The following is a 22,077-nucleotide window of genomic DNA, read 5'->3' as shown; positions in this document are numbered from 1 at the left end:
CGTGGCATCGGACCACCGCGAACCGGGTCGACAGTTATCCGCTTTCGTTCCACGGGTCACAGGTGGTCACGGTTTGGGGACCCCTATCGGACGGTTTGCGGTGCGGAAGCATGGAACCTGGCAGTAGTTCCGCCGGCCTGGCTGTCTACGAATTGACCGGTACGAGGGTGTAGCGGTCAAGCCCACATTGGTTGACCTCAAGTTGGAAGCCGCGTCGGGTGAGCAGCTTGGCGGAAACGGTGTTGGCTGGGTCCACGCGGGCAAAGAGTTCCCGGGATTTGTACACCTCGGGAATCGTGGTCAGCGCGCCATCGACCATGGCCCCGGCAATGCCGCGACCCCAGTGCTCGGGTGACACCCAGTATCCGATCTCAATGCCCTCGTCCTTCCGAGTGGAAACCACGATGCCGACAGGTTCGTCTGCCTCCTTGGCCAGGAACCAGCGCGATGCTCCCGCGAGATCGAGAGCGTCCTCCTGAAGGGCTGCGCGAACACGGTCATTGATGGTTTGCTGATCCCATGGCCGTCCGTCCCCAACGAAGCGAGTCACCCGCTCGTCGGAGGCCATGCCCGCGAAAAATGCCGCATCGGACTCTTGAAATGGCTGCAGGGTAATGGGCGGAGGTTGCTGCATTGAGTCTCTTTCGCAGTTGGCGGGGACTTGGCCAACCTATCAAGGGCCCGGGATGGTGCTGAATCGCCTGGCGGGCTCCGGCATCCTGTAACTTGGCTGTTGGTCGCGGTCGGCCGGCTAGTTGGCGCCGACCGCGACCATGCCCGTCTAGCCTGCGATGAGTTCCACGACACGGCCCTGGTGCAGTGCCCTGTAAATATCGTCGCGCATGAGATTGGCTTCCCGCGCGGTGAGGGTGCTTTCGATCGGCCGGAGCGTAATGCGAATCAGTGCGTTCGCCTGCCCGGGTTCGATCTGCAGCCTGTCCCGTGCCGCCGCAGGCAGGTCCTCGCAGTCGGTCAGTCCAAGAAGCCCGACCGATTCAAGGTCGTCCATGCGCTCCCCGAGCGCTTGGCGGACTTCGTCGCCCAGGATCTCCTCGTCGAAGGATGTGGGGACGACGATCGAGATGTCGCGCCGAATCGGGGGAAGAAGCGAGACCGGTTGCCACGGCGCCAGATCGAGCATCTGGGATCCGATGCGTTGGTCGCGGGCACGCAGGAGTCGAATGTCGGGAATGCCCTTGCGCAGCATCAGGGCCCGGTCCAGGCCCATGCCCAGGGCGAGGCCCGACCACTGTTCCGGGTCGAGTCCGGCCTCGGCGAAGAGGTGCGGCGCCATCATGCCGCACTCGGCGAGTTCCAACCATGCGCTGCCAACCAGGACATCCACTTGCAGCCCGTTGGTCGTGTAGGGATGGACGGCAGGCACCGTGCGCCATCGGGCACCGGGCAAGACCGCCTCGACCAGAACGGCGATCATCGATTCAAGGTCGACCGGCCCCAGTGCCGGGGATGGACATATCCGCCAGAGGTCCACCTGGTGGGGTGCGCCGACGTGTGTCCGGTCGATGGCGTCCCGTCGATACACCAACCCGGGCATGACGACCAGTTCGTCCAACCCGCCGGTTCGCGGCAGATTCCTGAGCAACCCAGGGACCGATGCCGAGGTGTGGCTCCGGAGCATCACCGTGGGGCTCACGTATCGCGAATACCGTTGGTCGCGGGTCACGGTCGACGCGGAGAAGCCCAGGTTGTCGTAGTTGTCTGTGACCGAGACCAGTGGGCTGTTTCGCACCGTCTTGGCCACCACGCCCCAACGACGCGTGAGAGCCGTGGTGACCTGGCCCAGCAGCTCTTGCATGGCGTGTGGGCCATGCTCGGGATTGGAGAGGTCACGCAGCGTTAGAGCGTCGTGGAGTTCATCTGCGGAAAGATAAGTAGTCATGGGAAGTCCTTGGGTGGGTCTGGATCGGTGGATAGTCCCCCGATCCGCTCCGCCGCCAGGACCTAGGCGCGCGCCTCAGAGCCCTCGCGACCGGCAACCGGTCGGGGGCTGATAAATCGCAGTGAGTTACGCATGTTGCCGAGGCTAGCAGGTTGCATGTTCCTGTCCAAGCAACCCCTGGTCTTGGGCACACCTGAAAATATCGACGACCTAATCTGAAATCCGGTAAAGGACAAAGACGCGGCAGCATGATGGCTTGGGACTTCAAGCCGCTCGGTGCAGCGACAGGCGGTCCACCGGACCAATACGCCGGGCCCGCAGAAAATATTCGGCGTCACAAGGTGGCACCCATCCTGGCGCTGCTCGGGCTGGTGCCCGTCCACACCGGCCAGGCGATTGATGTATTGGACGTTTCGTATGCGCGACGGCCTATTCCGCGCACGCCAACATCCTCAATCGCGTGGTTAACGCCTGGCCCGGGGCACGGGCCGTCGAAGACTTAGGACGGAGCGCGGGGCTTAAAGCGTTTGAAGGGGCCGAGGATGGTCATCGATCCATTTCCCCAGCACTACGCAAGCCGCCATTCAGGGCCTGAGAACCACGCTTGTTTGGGTTCCCGCGTACTCGAACGCTGCGCTGACGGCTGTGCGAATCGACGCCGTGTTATCGGTTCTGGCTCGCCACTGTGGAATGAGCCCGGAGGCCATAGCCTGACCCATGGCTATCGTGGCGGCCTTGAGGGCGAGCCCGCGACGCCGTACTTCGGGCGCGGTGAGCACGCCCATCTGAGCCAGGCTGCCTGCCCGAATGTCATATCCAGCACCTGCGTGCGGGAATGGCGGATCAACACTGTCATCTAGCAAGACGAACGTATTGGCCATCTCGCTCAGGAGAACTTCCGTGGAATCATTTGTCGGGCAGGCACCTTCCAAAGCGACGGCATGTCTTGGATCGCGGCTCACCGTCTGACCGACACCCGGTATGGCAGGGCCATCGTCGCAAAAATAAAGTGCAGCTTCACCGAGCGGTTGTCCACCGTACGGTGAACTGATCTCCAATAATTTTGAATGGCTGGCGAGTTCGGCGTCAGTCAGGTCTTCGGCTGCTTCAATTGCCCACCCCGGGCCCACCAGAACGCCAGTTCCAAACAACGACACAAACGTGAGCACGGAGCTGTCGTCTTTTTCGCAGTGGATCCTCATACCGCCGTCAGCCAGGGCGTCCTGATCCACCCCCAGGATTTGTGCCCACGCCAGCTGAACAGTTGAGACGGTGCTGGGTCTTAGCGTCATGCGGCAACCCTAGCGGACGCTTGACACGGTATGTCCCGGCTTCAACCACGCTACGAATTGCAGGCCTCCCGGCTATGAGACGAGTGACGGGTCCCATGCGGTGGAGCGGGCCGAATCGATGGTGGCCTGGCCCAGCACGCGGGTGCCCTGGTAGATCACCATGGTCTGGCCCGGGGCGACCCCGCGCATCGGCTCGATGAGCGTGGCGACCAGGACGTTGGACCCGTCTTCCTGCGGCTCGACGCGGGCGCGGGCATCGACGGGGTCGCCGTGCGCACGCACCTGCACCATGCAGTCGAACTCGATGCCGGCCTCGGCGTCGGCGATGGGCAGCCCGGCCCAGGAGATCCTGATGCCACGCAGCTCGTCGACGGCCAGCAGGGCCTCGGGGCCAACGATGACCTTGTTTTCCTTCGGGCGGATCTCCAGCACGAAGCGCGGCTTGCCATCGGCCGCCGGGGTGCCGAGCTTCAGGCCCTTGCGCTGGCCGACGGTGAAGGCGTGGGCGCCCTCGTGCTCGCCCAGGGCCTTGCCCTCCTGGTCCACGATCTCGCCCTTGGTCATGTCGATGCGCTCGGCCAGCCAGCCGCGGGTGTCCCCATCGGGGATGAAACAGATGTCGTGGCTGTCGGGCTTGTTCGCCACCGAGAGCCCGCGGGCCTCTGCCTCGGCGCGGACCTCGGCCTTGGAGGGGGTCTCGGCCAGCGGGAAGATGCAGTGCTCCAGCTGCTCGTGGGTGAGCACGCCCAGCACGTAGGACTGGTCCTTGGCCCAGTCGGCGGCGCGGTGCAGCTCTGGGTTGCCTTCCCCATCCCGGATCACCTTGGCGTAGTGCCCGGTGCAGACCGCGTCGAAGCCCAGCGCGATGGCCTTTTCCAGCAGCGCGGCGAACTTGATGCGCTCGTTGCAGCGCATGCAGGGGTTGGGGGTGCGTCCTGCCTCGTACTCGGCGATGAAGTCGTCGACCACGTCTTCCTTGAAGCGCTCGGAGAAGTCCCAGACGTAGTAGGGGATGCCGAGCTTGTCGCACGCCCGCCAGGCGTCGTTGGAGTCCTCGACGGTGCAGCAACCGCGGCTACCGGTGCGCAGGGTCCCGGGCATGCGGGAAAGTGCCAGGTGCACGCCGACGACCTCGTGGCCGGCCTCGACGGCGCGTGCCGCCGCGACCGCGGAGTCGACCCCGCCGCTCATTGCTGCCAAAACCTTCATCGTGTGAACCCTGTCCCTGCCGTTTGGATGCTGCTGACTTGTGCGGCCATGCCGGCCTTTTTGGCCCGCGCATAGGCCTCGGGCAATGCCGCCACCAACTTCTCAACGTCGGAGGCGCTCGTTGTATGCCCGAGGGTGAAGCGTTGTGCGCCACGTGCCGTCGCTTCGTCCCGCCCCATGGCCAAGAGCACGTGGGAGGGGCGCGGCACCCCGGCGGTGCAGGCGGAGCCGGTGGAGGAATGGATCCCGAGCATGTCCAGCACGAAAAGCAGCGAGTCTCCCTCGCAGCCCGGGAAGGTGAAGTGCGCGTTGCCCGGCAAGCGGGTGCCCGCGTGTCCGGGATCCGCGGTGCCGCTGAACACGGCCTCGGGAACCAGCCTGGACACCCCGTCGATGAGTGTGTCGCGCAGCGTGGCCAGGCGCTCTGCCTCGGCCTCCAGGTTGGCTGCGGCCTGCGTGGCTGCGGCGGCGAACCCGGCCGTGGCGGCGGCGTTCAGCGTACCCGAGCGCAGTGCGCGTTCGTGCCCGCCGCCGTGCTGCACGGGAGTGAGCACCACGTCGCGTCGCACGAAGAGTGCGCCGATGCCCACCGGCCCGCCGATCTTGTGCCCGGATACCGCCATCGTGGCCAGCCCGGAGTCGGCGAAGCGGGTCGGCACCGAGGTGAAGGCCTGGACCGCGTCCGAGTGCACCGGTATGCCGTGGGGGTCGGCGAGCGCAACCACCTTCGCCACTGGCTGGACGCTGCCGACCTCGTTGTTGGCCCACATGATGGTGATGAGGGCAATGTCGTGGGGGTTCTTCGCGATTTCGCATTCCAGCGCGTTGAGGTCGATGACCCCGTCGGTGTCCACGTTCAGCCAGGTGACGTCCGCCCCTTCGTGGGCCTGAAGCCATTCCACGGTGTCAAGCACCGCGTGGTGCTCGATCACGGAGCAGAGGATGCGCTTGCGTGCCGGGTCGGCGGCGTTCCGGTTCCAGTACAGGCCCTTGAGGGCGAGGTTGTCCGATTCGGTGCCGCCGGAGGTGAAGATGACTTCCGAGGGGTGGGCCCCGGCCGCGGCGGCCAGCTGCTCGCGGGCTTCTTCGGTGACGCGGTGGGCGCGGCGGCCGGCGCCGTGCAGCGAGGAGGGGTTGCCGGTCTGCGCCAGCTCATGGGTCATGGCGGCGAGCGCTGGGCCGGACATGGGTGTCGTGGCTGCGTGGTCTAGGTAAATGGGGCTCGTGGACACCGAACAATTCTAGCCCTGTTGCGGGTCTCCGGGGCGGAGTGATTCCTCACAACGCCCCCGCATCCCCCTCCCACGCGCCCGCAGGGGGCTAGTTGCCTTCCCCCTGGAAGTACTCCCCCGCCAGTTCCTCGGGATCGAAGGGTTCGTCATCCGCCGCCGGCAGCTCGTTGCGGGTGTCTCCGGCCGCATCGAGCCGGGAGTCGGCGTCGACTTCCCAGGCCTCGATGCCGGCGCAGCCCAGCAGGGCGTCGATGAGCCCGCGGCTGCCGCCGACGATGGTGGAATCCTCGTAGAGCTCGGTGGACATCAGCCAGGCGCGGTCTTGGGGCCAGGCCAGGTTGGGCGACTGGCGCTGTTCGCCCAGGGAGGTCCGTGCCCACAGCGGGCTGGCCAGGTCCTCCGCATCGCCGCGGAAAACGTAGAAGGAGCGGTAGCCGGAACCGATCTGCAAGGTCGGCGCGTTCCTGACCTCTTCGGAAAATGCCGGTGCCTTGGCACGGGCGGCAAGTTCCTCGGCGCGCCTGGCGTTTTCTTCCTCGGTGAGGGCGGGGTCGTTCTCGATCACTACCTCGACCTGGTCGCCGCCGTGGATGAACGCCAGCCCGTTCCAGAGCGCCAGGTGGATTTCGCCAGGGGTCGCGGTGTGCGCCGCCAGCAGCGGGGCGATGGCGCGCAGCTCGGCGGCACCCAGCCCGTCCCAGCCCGGGGCTTCCCCCTCCCAGGAGTCCTCTGCCAGTGGCACCCCGTCCTCGCCGATCCCGGAGAGTGCGGCGAATTGCGCCAGGGCGTGCATGGTGCTGCCGCGCCGCTTGGCGATCGCATCCCAGCGCACGGGCTGCCCGTCGGTCCCCATGGCCGGGTGGAAGATCCGTGCGTAGGCGGCAAAGCCGCGGGGCACCTGGCCCGCGACCAGGTTTGCGGTGTCTGCGTCCCGGCCTTGTTCCTGCAGGGCCTGCACTATCCATGCGCCGGCATCGGGGGCGACGAAGTTCAAAGTCATTCATACAGGGTACCCAAGCCCGCGCCCGCGGTGCGCCGTGCCGTCCGCCCTTGGAGACCTGCACTGGGCTTCATCCTCCCCAAAGCTTCTAAAACTGGTAAGAATGGTCTAACAGATCGTTGCTAGGAGCCCGCATGAGCATGTACCTACCCGCACTTCGCCACCCGGTCCACCGCTTCGCGCACCGCAGCATTGATTTCAGCGCGCGGGTCGCGTTGATGGCGATCATCAACCGCACGCCCGACAGCTTCTACGATTCCGGGGCCACCTTCGCCCTGGGCTCCGCGGTGGACGCGGCGCTGGAGGCGGTGGACGCCGGGGCCGACTGGATCGACATCGGCGGGGTGCCCTTCTCTCCCGGACCCGCGCTGTCCTGGCAGGAAGAGGCCCAGCGGATCGTCCCCGTCATCCGGGCGGTTCGGGCGCAAAGCGACGTGATCATCTCAGCCGACACGTTCCTGCCCGAGGTCGCTTCCGCCGCCATGGCCGCGGGAGCCGACGTCATCAACGACACCACCGGCCTGAGCGACCCGCAGCTCGGGCGCGCCGTGGCCGAGGCCGGGGCGCACCTGGTCATCACCCATTCGCTCGCCGCACCTCGCACCATCTACCCGCGCCCCACCTATGACGACGTGGTCGCTGAGGTCACGGGGTACCTGCGCCGGAAGGTCGACTTCGCACTCTCCCTGGGGATCGCCGAGGAGAAGATCATCGTGGATCCCGGCCACGACCTGAACAAGAACACGCTCCACACCCTGGCCATCACCGCCGGGTTCGAGGCCATCGCCGCACTGGGCTACCCGAGCCTGGCTGCCGTCTCCAACAAGGACTTCATCGGCGAAACCCTGGATGTACCCAAGTCCGAACGCACCGCCGGCTCGATGGCGGCGGCCAGCATGTGCATCATGAACGGGGCACGGATCATCCGCATGCACAACATCCCCGAATCGGTCTCCACCATCCGGATGCTCGAGGCGGCCATGGGGTGGCGCGAGCCGGCGTACCTGGTGCACAACATGGGCGAGGTCAATCCCCCGGCGCACCCCGGGGCCCCGTCCGGTTCCCCGGTCCATGATGACCTCTCCGTCCGCAGAACCGCCCGGGAAGGTTCCTGATGCGGCGCCTGCTCCCCGACCCCGCCCCGGACCTCGACGACACAGCCCTGCTCGAGTCCTACGCGCCGCCGGGCTCAGGGGACCCCTTCGTCCGCTTCAACTTCATCTCCTCGATCGACGGTGCGGCAACGCTCGGCGGCCTTTCCGGTGACCTGGGCACGGATGCCGACAAGCGCGTGTTCATGCTGTTGCGCCGGGTGGCCGATGTCATTTTGGTGGGTGCGGGGACGGTGCGGGCCGAGGGCTACGACGGCGAGTTGCTCGATGCCCCCTCGCGCGCCTGGCGCCTGGCGCGCGGCATGCCCGAGCGCCCGTTGCTGGCGGTGGTCTCCGGCCACCTGGACCTGGATCCCGGGAGCGAACTGTTCACCACGAACCCCGGCAAGATCCTGGTCCTCACCTCGGGCGCCGCGAATCCGGAGCGGGCGGCGGCCCTGGGCGCGGTGGCGGAGGTCATCGCTTCCGGGGACCCGGGGCCTGTCATCGACCCCCGGTGGATCATCCGGACGCTGCACGGCAAGGGCCTGCGCGTGATCCATTCCGAGGGCGGGCCCACGCTCCTTGGCGACTTCCAGCGGGCCGATGCGGTGGACAGCCTCTGCGTGACCTTCTCCCCGCTGCTGGTGGGCGGGGACTCGCGCCGGATTGCCCGCGGCACCCCCACGGATGTGTCCCGCGAGATGTCCCTGCACCTTCTGCTCGAGGAGGATAGCGGCCTGCTGGCCGAATACCGCCGGGCGCACGGGAGCGGTCCTGCAGGGCAAACGTCCATCGGCAACCGGTAAGATCGCTTGAGCAACATCGCGCATCGATGCCTGCATTCCCGATCCGAAAGGCAGCCACGTGGCCCAGCGGAAAACCCATTACGAGGTCCTGGGCGTTGCCCCCACCGCCAGCGCCACCGAGATCAAGTCCGCCTACCGCAAGGCTGCCCGCCTGACCCATCCGGACCACGGCGGAGACGCCCGGGACTTCGCCGCCGTGACGCTGGCCTACGAAACGTTGATCGACTCTGCTGCCCGCACCCGCTATGACCGCAGCTACGGCACCGAATCAAGCTACCTGCGCGGCAAGGCGCCAGCCCCCGAGGCCGGCGGAAGCCCGTCCGACGGCGGCTCGATGCGTTTTGGGACCGGCAATGCCCGCCCCTCGGCCACCGACGCCACGACCTACCTCCCGGCGCTCGATGTCCCCGGTGCCATTGACCGGGAAACCTCGGTCCGCCAGGTGCATGGCACCCCGCGCAAGCGCGGGATCTTCGGCGCCCAGGCCCGGCTCGCGCGGGAGAACCGCACGGTCCAACTGCTGGTCCGCAGGGTGCTGCCGTCGCTGCCCTCCACGCGCCTGGTCAACGGGCTGCATGCCCCGGGCGGCGGCTACATCGACCACGTCCTGTTGGGCGGCTACCGGCTGGCGCTGATCCACTCCATGATGTTGCCCAAGGGCGTCTACCGCTGGGACGGTGCCTCGCTGCTGCGCGACGGCAAGCACATCGACCCGCCGCGCATTGCCCCGCTGGTGCACGAGATGCAGCGCCTTTTCCCCGAGCTGAACGTCACCGGCTGGACGGTCATCCTGTCCCCGGACGGGAACCTGCACGAACCTGTCATCGACTATGCCCGCGGCGCCGAACCCGGCCCCATCAACGCGCTGAATGTCGTCAACGCCATCAACCTGGTGCGGGAAATGAAGATGTTCCTGGGCACCGGGCCGGCCCCGCATGTGGTGGATCGCACCATTTTGGCGCGCCTGCTGGGCGGAATGTACTAACCACGCGGGACGGCTGCCCGCCCGGGCGGACCGCGGGCCGCGCCATGGACCGGGCCCCTGCTGGCGTCGAGGCCCCGGCACCGTAAACTGGGGGGCGTGTTCCGAATCCTTTTTTACACTCCCGAAATTCCCGGCAATACCGGCAATGCCATCCGCCTGGCCGCCGTCACCGGCGCGCAGCTGCACCTCGTCGAGCCGTTGGGCTTCGACTTCGAGGACTCCAAGCTGCGCCGTGCGGGCCTCGATTACCACGACCTGGCAGTGGTCACCGTCCACAAGGACCTCGAATCAGCGTGGGCGGCGCTGGCCCCCACACGCGTCTTCGCCTTCACCTCCGAGGGAGAGACCATGTACACGGATGTGGCCTACGAGCCGGGCGACGTGCTGCTCTTCGGCCCCGAATCCGTCGGCCTGCCCACCGTGGTGAAGCAGGACGCGCATGTGACCGCCACGGTGCGCCTGCCCATGCTGGAGGCCCGCCGCTCGCTGAACCTGGCCAACTCCGCCTCGATCGCGCTGTACGAGGCCTGGCGACAGCACGGCTTCGCCGGCACCGGCACCGGCACGCGCTAGGCGCCCGGTGCATGCGGCCGGTATCCGGCCGGCACACACTAAACACCTAGGCTTCTCGCCTATGCTTACACGTGGCATTCCCCGGCCACCCCAACTCGATTTCCGAAGGACGGCAACTCATGACCGGCACCGATCCCGCCACCCCCGCGCACCGCGGCGACGAGAACGAAGAGGACCTCGGCATGGATCTGGTGGACCAGGTGTCCACCGATGCCGAGCGCCCGGCCCGACGCCCGCTCAAGAGGTGGGTGCTCGTGGTTGCAGGCCTGGCAGTGCTCCTGATCGGCCTCATCGCGGGCCTGTCGACCCTGGTCCCGACCAACTACGTCTCCAAGGTCGAGCGCGCCTCCGACCAGGTCGTCGTTCAGGCGGAGCTGGAAGGCGGCGGGAACGCGGTGCTCACCACCTCGGCGAAGGCCGATGCAGGCATGATCGAGCTCACCGGCCTGCCGGACGTGGGCTCGAGCGAGACCTACTCGGTGTGGCTCATCGAGGCCTCCACCGACAGGCCCACCCTGCTGGCCAACGTCGTTCCCGGGGAGGAACCGGCGCAGGAGGGATTCAACGGCGTCGAGAAGATCGCCTCCGTCATGGTCTCGCTGGAGCCCGCCGATGGCAGCAGCACCGCACCGAGCTCCGCGCCGCTTGCCGTGCTTGACCTTCCCGAGCCGAAGTAGCGATTCATCGGCGCACCCGCGCCGCAGACGACAGTGGGCCGTCTTCCCCTACGCAGGGAAGACGGCCCACTGTGCTCTGGTCCGATGAACGCTAGAAACCGGCGATGGTGTCGGCCGCGTTGACCGCCACCACGTGGAAGGCCTCCGCCAGGGCGCCGGGGGCCAGGCCCGCCTTGGCTCCCTGGTCCGCGCTCTGGGCCCGCACATAGCGTTCCATGGCCGGCACGTCGGGGTGCTGGCTCAGGTGCTGGCGAAGCGCGGAGAGCTTGAGGTCGAACACCTGGGTGATCTCCACCCGGTGGTTCTCCCTTTCCGCCGGTGCCCCGTAGAGCCAGAGCCACGGCAGCTTGTACGCCTCGAGCCCGGCCTCCAGCAGCTCCGGGTAGGAGAACGGGTTCTCCACCGCCGGGTAGATCGCACGGGTCACCGCCTCGCCGCAGGCCAGGTGGTCAGGGTGCGAGCGCTGGATCCGCTCCCAGTTGCGTTCCGGGTGCATGGCCACCACAACGTCGGGGCGCAGCGTGCGGATCAGCTTGACCACCTGCTGCATGACCCGGTGGTTGGGTTCCAGGAAGCCGTCGGCCTCCCCCAGGAAATGCACGGTTTGCACGCCCACCAGCGCGGCGGCCGCGCGCTGCTCGGCGTGCCGGGTGGCGGTGATCTCCGCCGCGGTGCGCGTATCGAATCCCCCGGCGTCACCGTCGGTCATGATGCAGTATTCGACCTGCACGCCGGCAGCGGTCCAGGCCGCCACGGTGCCCGAGGCCCCGAAGTCCAGGTCGTCGGGGTGCGCGCCGAAGCACAGCACCCGGTTGACCGGCTCGGTCTCCGGGTCAAAGATGCCCACGCCCGCTAGCCCTTGCGCTGGCGGATCTCGGCGGCTGCCTGCGGCAGCACCGTGGCAAGGTCCCCCACGATTCCCAGGTCCGCGATCTCGAAGACCGGGGCGTCGGGGTCCTTGTTGATCGCGATGATGGTCTTGGCCGTCTGCATGCCTGCCTTTTGCTGGATGGCCCCGGAGATCCCGGCGGAGATGTACAACTGCGGGGAGACAGTGGTGCCGGTCTGCCCGACCTGCGCCGAGTGGTCGATCCAGCCGGCGTCGGTGGCGGCGCGCGAGGCGCCGACCGCCGCGCCCAGCGCATCGGCCAGGTCCTCGACGGGACCGAAATCCCCGTCGACGCCGCGGCCCCCTGCCACCACGAAGCGGGCCTCGGAGAGCTCCGGGCGCCCGGTGGCGGTGTGCGGTGCGGTGGCGGTGATGCGGGCAGCCGGGGCCGTGTCGCCGATTTCGAGTTCGTGCACCGGCGCGGTTGTGCCGCCGGCGGGCGTCGCCTCGGGCACCTCGATGCTGTTGGCCTTCAGCGTGATCAGTGCCGGTCCGCGGGTGGCCTGTGCCTTCACGGTCCAGCTGCCGGCGAGCACCGGCTTGGTCACGGTCAGCTCGGCGTCCACGTCGATGGCGTCGGTGATGACTCCGGCGTCCAGGCGCACCGCAGTCCGGGCGGCGATTTCGCGTCCCTCGACGCTGTTGGGTAACAGCACCGCCGAGGCGCCCGATGCGCGCACCGCTGCCTCCAGCAGCGATACGGCGGGGGCGATGAGCCCGTCGGCGTCCAGGCCGCCGGCAGCGGCATAGAAAGCGGTGGCGCCGGCTGCGCCAAGCCCCGCCAGTGCCGCGTCGTCGGCCGGGCCGCCGAGCACCGCGCTTGCATCGCCCAGCCGTGCCGCCAGCGCCAGCAGCTCGCGCTGGCCCTTGGACGGCGTGCCGGCGGGGGCGTGGATGTAAACCAATATCTTCATCATGCGTGTATCCCCTTGGGTAGGTGCTAGATCAGCTTGGCGTCGGCAAGGAAGTCAACCAGCGCGATGCCGGCCTGGCCGGAGTCGGTGATGATTTCGCCGGCGGCGCGCGGCGGGCGCGGATCGGCGCCCAGGACGCGGGTCGCGGACCCGGCGGCGCCCACTGCCGATTCGGCCAGGCCCAACTCGGCGAGCGTGAGCGTGGTGACCTTCTTCTTCTTGGCTGCCAGGATCCCGCGGAAATTCGGGTAGCGCGGCTCGTTGGCCTGGTCGGTGACCGAGAGCAGCACCGGCAGCCCGGCTTCCAGGGTCTGTGCCCCGTCCTCGCCCTCGCGCACCGCAGTAACCGTGTTGGATCCGGGGTCGAGCTCGACCTTGGACAGGTTGGTCAGCTGCGCAATGCCCAGGCGTTCGGCCAGTTGCGCCGGCACGAGCGAGGTTTCCGCATCGGTGGAGGCCATGCCGGTCAGCACCACGTCGAAGCCGCCCAGCTGCTTGATGGCCGTGGCCAGCACCAGGGACGTGGCCCCGGCGTCGGAGCCCGCCAGCGCTGGATCGGAAATATGCACACCCTTCGCGGCACCCATCTGCAGGGACTTCTTCACGGCGTTCGCCGCAGCGTCCGGGCCCATCGTCATCGCGGTGACGGTGTTGCCGGCCTTGTCCCCGCCGCGGGACTCGGACAGCGCCAGGGCGGCCTCGATGGCGTACTCGTCGAGTTCCGACAGGACGGAATCCTTGCGGTCCAGTCGGTTGCCCGGACCTGTCAGCTGGCGCTCGAATTGGACATCTGGCACGTGTTTGACCAACACGAGAATGTTCAAGGGCGTGCCGGTGTTCTGGCTCATTGCTGCCTTTCTGAAAACGTGGACAGATCTGGGGGGAAACGGCGGCCGGTGCTCACCGGCTTCCGCCAAAGGCGGGCGGGACCGGCCCTTCCCCTCGTATATCGTATCGGTGCCTGGCACCGCCCGATGGCATTGCCCGGGCCCCGGGAGCTGCCCGTTCCCGGCCCCGACGCACCAAACGCGGCGTGCCTGCAGGAAGGGGGTGTGGTCCTTGTTGCAGGCACGCCGCGTCCCGTGACATTTCGCAAGGTTGCGGCGTGTTGCGCCGCGTTGCGGGCGGCGGGACCGGCCGTGTTACCCCGTGTGGCGGGCGGGCCCGGAATCAGCTGGCCGGGGATTCCCCGACCGTCACATTCGCGGTGGCAGCGTTCCCTCCGCGGATGTAGTGGATTTCCGCTTTTCCACCGGAAGGGAGCTCACGGATCGCGGCGGTCAGCGAGGTGCTGTCGGAGATGGTGCGGGCATCCACCCCGGTGATCACGTCCCCGACCTCCAGGCCGGCGGCGGCCGCCGGGCTGTCGGCAACGACCTTCTTGACCTCGGCGCCGACGCTGAAGGACGACGATCCGCCGTTCTCCACGGATGCGGGCTTGGCCAGCACCTCAACCCCGAGCATGCCGTGCGAGGCCGAGCCGTCGGCGATGATGTCGTCGGCGATGCGCTTGGCGTAATCGATCGGGATCGCGAAGCCGACGCCGATCGACCCGCCGTCCGAGGAGCCCTCGGAACCGGACCCGGAGGAGGCGATCGCGACGTTCACGCCGATGATGTCCCCGTTGACGTCCACCAGTGCGCCGCCGGAATTGCCGTGGTTGATGGCCGCATCGGTCTGGATCACGTTGATGAAGATCGAGCCGGCGGACCCGGACTGCTGCTCCGGGACACCGGGGAACTGGAAGTTGAACTGGTTGCCGCCCCCGTCTCCCTCCGCGCTCTCGTCCTGTTCGGGCACCGCCGAGGAGGCCACGGAGATGGTCCGGTTCAGCGTGGAGATGATGCCGTCGGTAACGGTGCCGCTCAGGCCCAGCGGTGCACCGATGGCTACCGCCGTGTCACCCACGTTCAGCTCGGACGAGGCGCCCAGCGTCGCCGGAACCAGGGACGGTGCATCGATCTTGATCACGGCCAGGTCCGAGAGCGGGTCGGTTCCCACCAGGGAGCCGTTGTGCACCTTCCCGTCCGAGGTCCGCACAGAGATCGACGGGTCGCCGGTGGTGCCGCCCAGGGTCACCACGTGCGTGTTGGTGAGGATGTGTCCGGCGGTGTCCAGGATGATGCCGGAGCCCGAGCCGGCCGAGCCGGAGCCGGAGACGTCGATGGTCACGACGCTGGGGCTGGCCTTGGCGGCAGCGGCGGTGACAGCGGTGACGTTCTCCGGGTTGTTGATGACCACGTCGCCCTGGGGCGTCTGGGTGCTCGAAGAGACGGTGGTCCCGTTGGAGGACATCACGTAGTTGGCGCCCACCGCGCCGCCGGCACCCACGAGCGCTGCTGCAACCATGCCCACGATCAGGGCGCCGGAGGTGAACTTCTTCGGGGAATTGTTCTGGGCAGGGGGCACGGCGAAGGCCGCGGCGTGGTCCTCGGGGGTCGGGGACCCGTAGGGCGAGGCCGAATGCTGTCCCTGCGAGTTCCAGGCTTGTCCGTAGGCGGGCCGCTGCACCGGCTGCTGCGGGCCGGTGGCATCCTGCTGCGCGGCGGTGTGGCGCGGCATTGACTGCGTCTGGTCCGCGGCGCCCTCGATCTTGTCCACCGGAGCCCGCCCTTCGTCCGCGGCGGGCTGCTCCATGGCAACCGGCTGCGCGGCGTCCGGACCGCTGGAGGGGGTGGTTGGCGGTGCCACGGGACGCGGCGGCACGGCGCCGGCTTCGGGCTGCGGCCGGCCGTCGGCCGGGGTTCCCGGGTTCTGTGACTCGTTCTCGCTCATGGCTTTCTTCCCATCCTGAAGGTGGATAATCCTGCATTTCCTGGTTACAACTATGCCCTTTTGGGCTGTGGCGGCGAAAAGGGGCACCTGAGTGTTAGCTGTGAGAATGCGTTGTTCGCCATCAGCATCCGGATGATCCGGCGATTCTGTGGACTCGCGTGCATCGCCCCCCATAGACTCAACATCGACAGCAGAAACCGGAAAGTTGCGAGTATCCACGCATCCGACCCGACGTTTCCGCGGCCGACCATGCAAGGGTGAAGGAATAATATGAAGTCGCTCCCCCGGCGGATGGCACTTGTTGCCTCCGCAGGAATCTTGTCCCTGTTCATGCTTGCACCGCCGGCCTCGGCCGATTCCCCCGTGCAGATTCCCCCGGGCGAATTCGTGGTGGACCAGGCCCGGGTTCTGGGGTCCGACGCCACCGAAGTGACCGACGCCGTAAACCAGCTGCGCCTCGACACAGGGCAGTCGCTCTTCGTTATCTACGTGGATACCTTCTCCGATCCGGCCGACCCCGACGAATGGGTTAATGCCGTTGCGCAGTCCAAGCAGATGGGCACCAGCGACGCGGTCCTGGCCATCGCCGTGGAGCAGCGCAACGCGAAGTTCGTCGCCCACGAGGACGGTGACATTTCCGCCGAAGACAGCAGCACCATCTACAACAGGATGGTCGCCCCGCAGTTGTCCCAGCAAGACTGGGCGGCCGCTGCGCTGGCAGCGGTCACGGGCATCGAGAACGTGGCCAACGGCTTGTCGCCCACCGGCGGCGAGCCCGCTTCGAACGAATCGGGCGGCTCCGGCGGCGGCGCCGGATGGATCCTTGTCGGCGGCGTCGCGGTGGTCGGCGGTGCCACGGCCTGGGCGCTGGCACGCCGCAAGAAGCTTCCCGCAGGTCCCCCGCCGGTGGCCACGGGCCCCGACGGCAAGCCGCTGGATCCGCTGGCATCGCTGAGCATCCCCGACCTGCGCACCAAGGCCGGCAGCCTGCTGATTGCCGCCGACGATGCCATTCGCTCCTCCGAGCAGGAGGTCGGCTTCGCGCAGGCCCAATTCGGCGAGGCCGCCATCAAGCCCTTCGCCGAGGACATTGCTGCCGCCAAGGAGCACATGTCCGAGTCCTTCAAGTTGCAGCAGCAGCTGGACGACCACATCCCCGACACCGAAGCCGACCAGCGTTCCTGGCTCGGGGAGATCATCCGCCGCTGTGAGGCAGTGAACGAAACACTGGAACTGCACACGGAGGAGTTCACCTCGTTGCGCGAGCTCGAACAGAACGCACCTGCGGCCGTCGCCTCGCTCAAAGCGCAGATCGAGCCCATGCGCCAACGTGTCGGCACCGTGAAGGACCATCTCGCCGAACTCGCCACCCGCTACACCGAGGGCGCGCTGCACCAGGTCCACACCAACATCGCCGAGGCCACCGACCGACTCGACTTCGCCAACACCGCGGTGCTGACCGCAGAGGCGAAGATCGCCTCGTCCGAGACCTCAGAGGCCGCCGTGGCCGTGCGGGCCGGCGAGGACGCCGTGCACCAGGCAACCGTGCTGCTTGAAGCGATCGCCCACGCCGGAGACGACCTGGACAAGGCCCGGGCGGACCTCGAATCCTTGGTTTCCACCGCCGCGAAGGACCTTGCGCAGGGCCGCGCCCTTGTCGCCAACGGTTCCAACCCCGAGCTTGCCGGTTCCGTCGCCCGCCTTGAGGCAGCGCTGTCCTCGGTCCAGTCCCAGGTCGGCAGCGGCCTGGTGAACCCGGTGGCGCTCGTCTCGGAGGTCGATGCCGGTCTTCGCCCGCTCAATGAACAACTGAACCAGATCCGCGATGCGCAGGAACGCGCCAACCGCGCGGCCGAGTCCCTGCAGTCCGCCATCCGCACCGCACAGATGAAGATCAGCGGCACCGACGACTTCATCAGGGCCAGGCGCGGCGGCGTCGGTGCCACCGCGCGCACCCGTCTCGCCGAGGCCCAGCGCAACCTTGAGGAGGCCCTGCGCCTGGCCCCCTCGGATCCATCCACCGCCCTGTCCCATGCCGAGCATGCCTCCGCACTGGCCGACCAGGCAGCACGCGAGGCGGAAAACGATGTCGATGGCTTCGGCGGCGGTTTCGGCGGCGGCGGCTTTGGCGGAGGGCGCGGAGGCGGCAGCGGTCTTGGCGGTGCCATCCTCGGCGGCATCCTTATTGATTCCATCCTGCGCGGCGGTTCGCACTCGGGCGACTCCGGCGGCGGCCTCTTTGGCGGCGGCGGTTTCGGTGGATTCGGCGGCGGCGGAGGCGGCGGCTTCGGAGGCGGCTTCGGCGGTGGCGACGGGGGCAACTTCTAGGCAGGTGCCGCCCCGGCCGGCCTGACGGCCACCTGCCACGGCCAGCCCCGCCCCTTGATTGCAGTAACGCAGTTCCGGCACACGGAAGCGCGACAGGGAAAAGTTCAACAAGACAGTCAACGAAAGGTCTCACCGTGGTAAAGCAGTCTATTTTTGGTCGTGTCGCACAGCTGGCCAAGGCCAATATCAACGCCATGCTCGATTCCGCGGAAGATCCGCAGAAGATGCTCGACCAAATGGTGCGCGACTACACCGACAACATCGCCGAGGCCGAAACCGCCGTGGCGCAGACCATCGGCAACCTGCGCATGATGGAGGAAGACTACACCGAGGATGTCCAGGCCGCCTCGGATTGGGGCAACAAGGCACTGGCCGCCTCCGGCAAGGCCGATGAGTTCCGTTCCGCTGGCGACGGCGCAAATGCCGACAAATTCGATTCGCTGGCCAAGGTCGCCATCCAGCGCCAGATGCAGTCCGAGTCGGAGGCGAAGTCCGCCGAGCCAACCATCACCTCGCAGCGGGACATCGTTGACAAGCTCAAGTCGGGCCTGGACGCCATGAAGTCCAAGCGCCAGCAGCTCCTTTCCAAGCGCGACGAACTCGTTGCCCGCGCCAAGTCCGCCCAGGCGCAGAACCAGGTGCAGGAAGCCGTGAAGAGCATCGACATCATGGATCCCACCAGCGAAGTCAGCCGCTTCGAGGAAAAGATCCGTCGCGAAGAAGCCCGAGTGCGCGGTGCCGCCGAACTCGCCTCCTCGTCGTTGGACGCCCAGTTCAACTCGCTGGAGGACCTGGGCGAGCAGACCGAGATTGAGGCACGTCTCGCGGCGCTGAAGGCACCGAAGTCCGCGCCGTCGATCACCACGGGCGCCGGCGAGTAGCCTTCACCCCCACCCGCCATGGCAGCCCGCGCTCTGCCGACTGAGGGGGCGGACGGCGGCGGAGCGCACCGGAATCGATCCGGTGCCCCGCCGCTGTCCGTCCCCTTTAGGCTGCCCGGTGACGGGAGCCGAGCTTCGTTCAGACGCATGAATCCCGCGAACGAGGCAGGGCGCTCCCCCGTGTTTAGGCGGAGCTTTCGGTATCACCTGTGGAACGAACCGGTAGCAAACATGTAAGTATCCGGTAGCACTTCGGAGCATTCAGAGTCAGGATTGCTTTCACCCACGGCAACAGGTCGTGGCCAGTGAAAGGAAACCGACCGTAGTGGCTGATTACAGACAGATCATGGCCCTGCTGGTGCAGGGCAATTCGTATCGGCAGGTCCAAGCGCGAGCCGGTTGCTCGCATCGAACGATCTCCAAGGCCCGCCAGGTCCTTGACGACCAGAAACTGACCACCCTTGATCAGGTCGACGCGCTCAGCGATGAGGACCTTGACCGGCTTTTCAGCGATGGCCGCAAGAACGTGTCCAGCGAGTTCGTTCCCGTCAACATCGATGCCGTGGTGAAGGCCCGGATCGGCCGGAAAAAGCCACCGTTAAAGGTCATGTGGGCCCGCTACCTGGACACCCCGCACACGGGCTCCGCCCGGTTTTACGGGTATGAACGGTTCTGCCAGATCGTTGCCGAGCACGTGAAGGCCAACGACCTGACCAGCCCGCTTACGCACGAACCCGGACGCACGATGCAGGTCGACTGGGCCGGGACCAAGATGCAGCTGACCGACCCCATCACCCGGGAAACCACGAAGGTCTCGGTCTTCGTGGCGTCGTTGCCGTATTCGGGCATGATCTTCGCGTACGGGTCCCTGGACGAGAAGCTTCCAGCGTGGTGCCAGATGCACCGCAGGGCCTTTGAATATTTTCAAGGCGTGACCCAACTGGTCATTCCCGACAATGCCTCGACCGCCTCGAACCAGATCAGCCGCTATGAAAAGGCCCGGGACGTGAACCAGTCCTATGAGGCTTTCCTGGAGTATTACCAGAGCGCGGCAGTCCCGACCGGATCCTACAAGCCGCAAGAGAAAGGCCACGTCGAGGCCGGGGTGAAGATCGTGACGAACTGGATCATCCACTATCTTGCCGACCGGCGCTTCACGACCCTGGATGAGCTCAATGAGGCCGTGGCCGAACAGATGGACATGATCAACGAACGGACGCCCTTCCGCGGTGAGCCCCGCTCCCGGCGTGAGTGGTTCGAGGAAGCCGAGCGCCCCGAGTTGATCGGCCTCCCGGATGAGCCGTGGCGGGAAGTTCAGTGGCGCAAGGCGAAGGTCTCGCGGGACTGGCACGTGCAGGTCGACACGATCAAATACTCGGTTCCGCACCAGCACGCCGGGCAGACCCTGGACGTGCGGGTGGTCGGTGAGCAGGTCACGATCCTTGCCGACGGGGCAGTGATCGCTTCGCACCAGCGTGGGGCGCGGCGTCATTCCTACGTCACCGACGCCGACCACGCGCCGCACGGGTATGAGGACACCTCACTGCTATGGACCCGGGCCTATTTCATCCGGCAAGCGACCAAGGTCGGCCCCTACACGGTCCAGGCTTTGACCCGGTTGCTGGAGCGGAAGAAGATCGAAGCCCAGGGCTACCGGTCGTGCTTGAACATCCTCGAGCTGGGGAAAGGCAACAACCGCAGCCTGTTGGAACAGGCCTGCCACGACCTCTGCGTGCACGACGCGAGGAACCCGATCAGCTATACCGCGGTCAAGCATCGCATCGCCGTCCTGCGTGCGGACCATGCCGGGCGTCCTGCAACTCTCGCTCCTGGCCCGGGGCCGTCCGCTGCGACGGGGAGAACGGTGGGCGTCCGGGATACCAGCCGTGCCCACCTGGACGGGATCTCGCAGTTCAGTCTCGAGGCGCTGACCAACGCAAGCCTGACCGAGCCGACGACGGGGGAAGGCCGTGCTTGACCACCACCTGACGGAAGATGACATGGGGCTGTTTACCAGGTTGCGGATGACCGCGTTCGGCCAGGCTGTCATCGACATGGCCAACGATCCGGCCTATGACGAATGGACGTTCTCCCGCAAGGTCCGTCACGCCTTGGACCAGGAGACCACGGCCCGGGCCCAGCGTCGGGTGGTGAAACTGCTCAAGGAGTCGAAAACGCCCAACCCGGCCGCTTGCATTGAAGAGATCCACTATCTGCCCGATAGGACGCTGAACCGGGAGGTCGTGGCACGGCTCGCATCGTGCCAGTGGATTGAGCAGACGACGAACCTGGTGATCCTCGGGAAATCAAGTGTCGGCAAATCGTATCTGGCCCAGGCCTTGGTCAACGCGGCTTGCCGGCACGACCACACGGCACGCTACTTCCGGCTTGATGACCTGGCCAATAAGCTCGCGGTCTATCATCGGGCGGACTCCGAACGGCTGAAGTTCCTCGGAGACCTGCACGACTGCGATGTCCTGGTCCTGGATGATTTCCTGACCACGCCGATCAGCCCGGAGACCGCGAGCGAACTGCTCAATATCCTCGCAGGACGTGAACACCGGGGCGCCACGGTGGTGACGTCGCAGTTCGATCCCGAGGACTGGTACAAGTCGCTGCACGATGCGGTGATCGCCGAGTCGATCCTTAACCGCATTGTTTCCAGCAGTGAGCTGATCCAGCTTGACGGGCCGAATATGCGCCGACGTGCCCACGCCGATCAACGAGCTGAGCCGGCAAGCTAAAGCGGTGGGGTGCTGGTGCGGCGGGCCGGGCGCTACCGGGTTCTCGCACCAGTGCTACCGGTTCGTTCCACAGGTGCTACCGAAAGCTCCGTCCATACACCCCCGCACAAGGGAGGGCTCTCCTGAGCTTCTGGAAGCCAACCTCGATGGCTCGGCAGCGGCTTGTCCACAGATTTTCGCCGCCTCTGGAAACGGGGAGTTCTCGTTAACGCAAGAAACGCCCTGCGGATCCGAAGATCCGCAGGGCGTTCATTGTGGAGATGGGGAGAATTGAACTCCCGTCCGATGTGGTGTTGCCAGGTCTTCTCCGGGCGCAGTTTGCGTTGGATTTTCTCTGCCCCAGCCGTCATGCAAACAAGCGGCTGATCCGGGCACAGTTACCTAAATTATGCAGGTCGTTCCGGTAACGATAACTTCCCGCAGTGGCTATCTAAATGACGTAAGGAACAGGGGCGATAGCATCCCCTGGCTTACGGACTGTCTGGCTGCTTAGGCAGCGAGAGCGAAGTCAGTGCGCTTTGAGTCGGCACTTATTGTTTTGCAAAGAGCGTTAACGAGATAACTTTGCATCCTCGGCCCGCTTCACATGTCGCGACTCACACCGTCGAAACCGATCATCCCCGTATTTTGTTGTCAACGGGCAGCTTGCGCCGCCCCAACCACACGCATCAACCGTGCATATCTAGTCTAACGCACAATCGCCTCACGTCTATTCCCTGTTGGACCGCGGCCAAAAGGAGTGGAGGGAACCGGTGGGTTCCCGAGACGAGGATGCGCA

General features: G+C 66.6%; 19 protein-coding genes and 1 other RNA gene. 9 read left to right on the top strand and 11 right to left on the bottom strand.

All coding sequences use genetic code 11. The annotated features are described in order from the left end of the window. Nucleotides 1-145: 145 nt before the first annotated feature. The 6 genes from ABD687_RS00420 to ABD687_RS00395 form a co-directional block, all read right to left on the bottom strand. Nucleotides 146-634: a GNAT family N-acetyltransferase gene (locus ABD687_RS00420; protein ID WP_310288216.1), complete on the bottom strand. Its 489-nt coding sequence runs from the start codon at nucleotides 632-634 to the stop codon at nucleotides 146-148. A gap of 147 nt (nucleotides 635-781) precedes the next feature. Next, nucleotides 782-1,900, bottom strand: coding sequence for a PheS-related mystery ligase SrmL (srmL, locus tag ABD687_RS00415; protein ID WP_310288219.1), 1,119 nt, complete (start codon nucleotides 1,898-1,900; stop codon nucleotides 782-784). A 584-nt stretch (nucleotides 1,901-2,484) separates the two neighbouring features. Then, nucleotides 2,485-3,192, bottom strand: coding sequence for a GNAT family N-acetyltransferase (locus ABD687_RS00410; RefSeq protein WP_310288221.1), 708 nt, complete (start codon nucleotides 3,190-3,192; stop codon nucleotides 2,485-2,487). 72 nt (nucleotides 3,193-3,264) lie between these two features. After that, a complete protein-coding gene (gene mnmA, locus ABD687_RS00405) occupies nucleotides 3,265-4,401 on the bottom strand; it encodes a tRNA 2-thiouridine(34) synthase MnmA (protein WP_310288224.1) in 1,137 nt (378 codons plus the stop codon). Then, nucleotides 4,398-5,588 carry a cysteine desulfurase family protein gene (locus ABD687_RS00400; protein WP_377700362.1) on the bottom strand — a complete coding sequence of 397 codons (1,191 nt, stop codon included), beginning with the start codon at nucleotides 5,586-5,588 and terminating at the stop codon, nucleotides 4,398-4,400. Before ABD687_RS00400 ends, mnmA begins: the two co-directional genes overlap by 4 nt. Nucleotides 5,589-5,721: 133 nt before the next feature. Next, nucleotides 5,722-6,633, bottom strand: a complete 912-nt coding sequence (locus ABD687_RS00395) for a hypothetical protein (protein WP_310288230.1) — start codon at nucleotides 6,631-6,633, stop codon at nucleotides 5,722-5,724. 134 nt (nucleotides 6,634-6,767) lie between these two features. On the opposite strand from ABD687_RS00395, the gene folP reads away from it, so the two are divergent. The 5 genes from folP to ABD687_RS00370 all read left to right on the top strand — a co-directional run bounded on the left by folP (nucleotide 6,768) and on the right by ABD687_RS00370 (nucleotide 10,768). After that, on the top strand, nucleotides 6,768-7,748 hold the full coding sequence (gene folP, locus ABD687_RS00390; protein WP_310288232.1) for a dihydropteroate synthase: 981 nt from the start codon (nucleotides 6,768-6,770) through the stop codon (nucleotides 7,746-7,748). Further along, complete coding sequence (locus tag ABD687_RS00385; protein ID WP_310288235.1) at nucleotides 7,748-8,533, top strand: pyrimidine reductase family protein; 786 nt, start codon at nucleotides 7,748-7,750, stop codon at nucleotides 8,531-8,533. The genes folP and ABD687_RS00385 overlap by 1 nt, the downstream gene beginning before the upstream one ends. A gap of 58 nt (nucleotides 8,534-8,591) precedes the next feature. After that, nucleotides 8,592-9,518, top strand: a complete 927-nt coding sequence (locus tag ABD687_RS00380) for a J domain-containing protein (protein WP_310288238.1) — start codon at nucleotides 8,592-8,594, stop codon at nucleotides 9,516-9,518. Between the two features lie 96 nt (nucleotides 9,519-9,614). Then, nucleotides 9,615-10,091: a tRNA (cytidine(34)-2'-O)-methyltransferase gene (locus ABD687_RS00375; protein ID WP_302262474.1), complete on the top strand. Its 477-nt coding sequence runs from the start codon at nucleotides 9,615-9,617 to the stop codon at nucleotides 10,089-10,091. A 119-nt stretch (nucleotides 10,092-10,210) separates the two neighbouring features. Beyond that, nucleotides 10,211-10,768 carry an anti-sigma factor gene (locus tag ABD687_RS00370; RefSeq protein WP_264270728.1) on the top strand — a complete coding sequence of 186 codons (558 nt, stop codon included), beginning with the start codon at nucleotides 10,211-10,213 and terminating at the stop codon, nucleotides 10,766-10,768. A 91-nt stretch (nucleotides 10,769-10,859) separates the two neighbouring features. On the opposite strand, the gene ABD687_RS00365 is transcribed toward ABD687_RS00370, so the two are convergent. The 4 genes from ABD687_RS00365 to ABD687_RS00350 form a co-directional block, all read right to left on the bottom strand. Then, a complete protein-coding gene (locus tag ABD687_RS00365; protein ID WP_264270729.1) occupies nucleotides 10,860-11,615 on the bottom strand; it encodes a PIG-L deacetylase family protein in 756 nt (251 codons plus the stop codon). Nucleotides 11,616-11,620: 5 nt separating this feature from the next. Beyond that, nucleotides 11,621-12,574 (bottom strand): electron transfer flavoprotein subunit alpha/FixB family protein, encoded by a 954-nt coding sequence (locus tag ABD687_RS00360; RefSeq protein WP_310288241.1) that lies wholly within the window; start codon nucleotides 12,572-12,574, stop codon nucleotides 11,621-11,623. Between the two features lie 23 nt (nucleotides 12,575-12,597). Next, nucleotides 12,598-13,419, bottom strand: coding sequence for an electron transfer flavoprotein subunit beta/FixA family protein (locus ABD687_RS00355; RefSeq protein ID WP_302262476.1), 822 nt, complete (start codon nucleotides 13,417-13,419; stop codon nucleotides 12,598-12,600). A 322-nt stretch (nucleotides 13,420-13,741) separates the two neighbouring features. After that, nucleotides 13,742-15,346: a S1C family serine protease gene (locus ABD687_RS00350; RefSeq protein WP_310288249.1), complete on the bottom strand. Its 1,605-nt coding sequence runs from the start codon at nucleotides 15,344-15,346 to the stop codon at nucleotides 13,742-13,744. 270 nt (nucleotides 15,347-15,616) lie between these two features. Here ABD687_RS00350 and ABD687_RS00345 point away from each other — a divergent pair, with 270 nt between their 5' ends. From ABD687_RS00345 to ABD687_RS00330, 4 genes are all read left to right on the top strand, one after another. Beyond that, on the top strand, nucleotides 15,617-17,674 hold the full coding sequence (locus ABD687_RS00345) for a TPM domain-containing protein (RefSeq protein ID WP_310288253.1): 2,058 nt from the start codon (nucleotides 15,617-15,619) through the stop codon (nucleotides 17,672-17,674). Between the two features lie 134 nt (nucleotides 17,675-17,808). After that, nucleotides 17,809-18,555, top strand: a complete 747-nt coding sequence (locus ABD687_RS00340) for a PspA/IM30 family protein (protein ID WP_264270734.1) — start codon at nucleotides 17,809-17,811, stop codon at nucleotides 18,553-18,555. A 325-nt stretch (nucleotides 18,556-18,880) separates the two neighbouring features. Next, on the top strand, nucleotides 18,881-20,533 hold the full coding sequence (istA, locus tag ABD687_RS00335; RefSeq protein ID WP_310288256.1) for an IS21 family transposase: 1,653 nt from the start codon (nucleotides 18,881-18,883) through the stop codon (nucleotides 20,531-20,533). 22 nt (nucleotides 20,534-20,555) lie between these two features. Continuing rightward, nucleotides 20,556-21,299, top strand: a complete 744-nt coding sequence (locus tag ABD687_RS00330; RefSeq protein WP_310288258.1) for an ATP-binding protein — start codon at nucleotides 20,556-20,558, stop codon at nucleotides 21,297-21,299. Nucleotides 21,300-21,551: 252 nt separating this feature from the next. Here ABD687_RS00330 and ssrA read toward each other — a convergent pair. Next, nucleotides 21,552-21,921: a transfer-messenger RNA gene (gene ssrA / locus ABD687_RS00325) on the bottom strand. Between the last annotated feature and the right edge of the window lie 156 nt (nucleotides 21,922-22,077).

It is taken from the genome of Paeniglutamicibacter sulfureus (genome assembly GCF_039535115.1).
Lineage (GTDB): Bacteria > Actinomycetota > Actinomycetes > Actinomycetales > Micrococcaceae > Paeniglutamicibacter > Paeniglutamicibacter sulfureus.
This window is presented reverse-complemented; position numbering and strand designations above follow the sequence as displayed.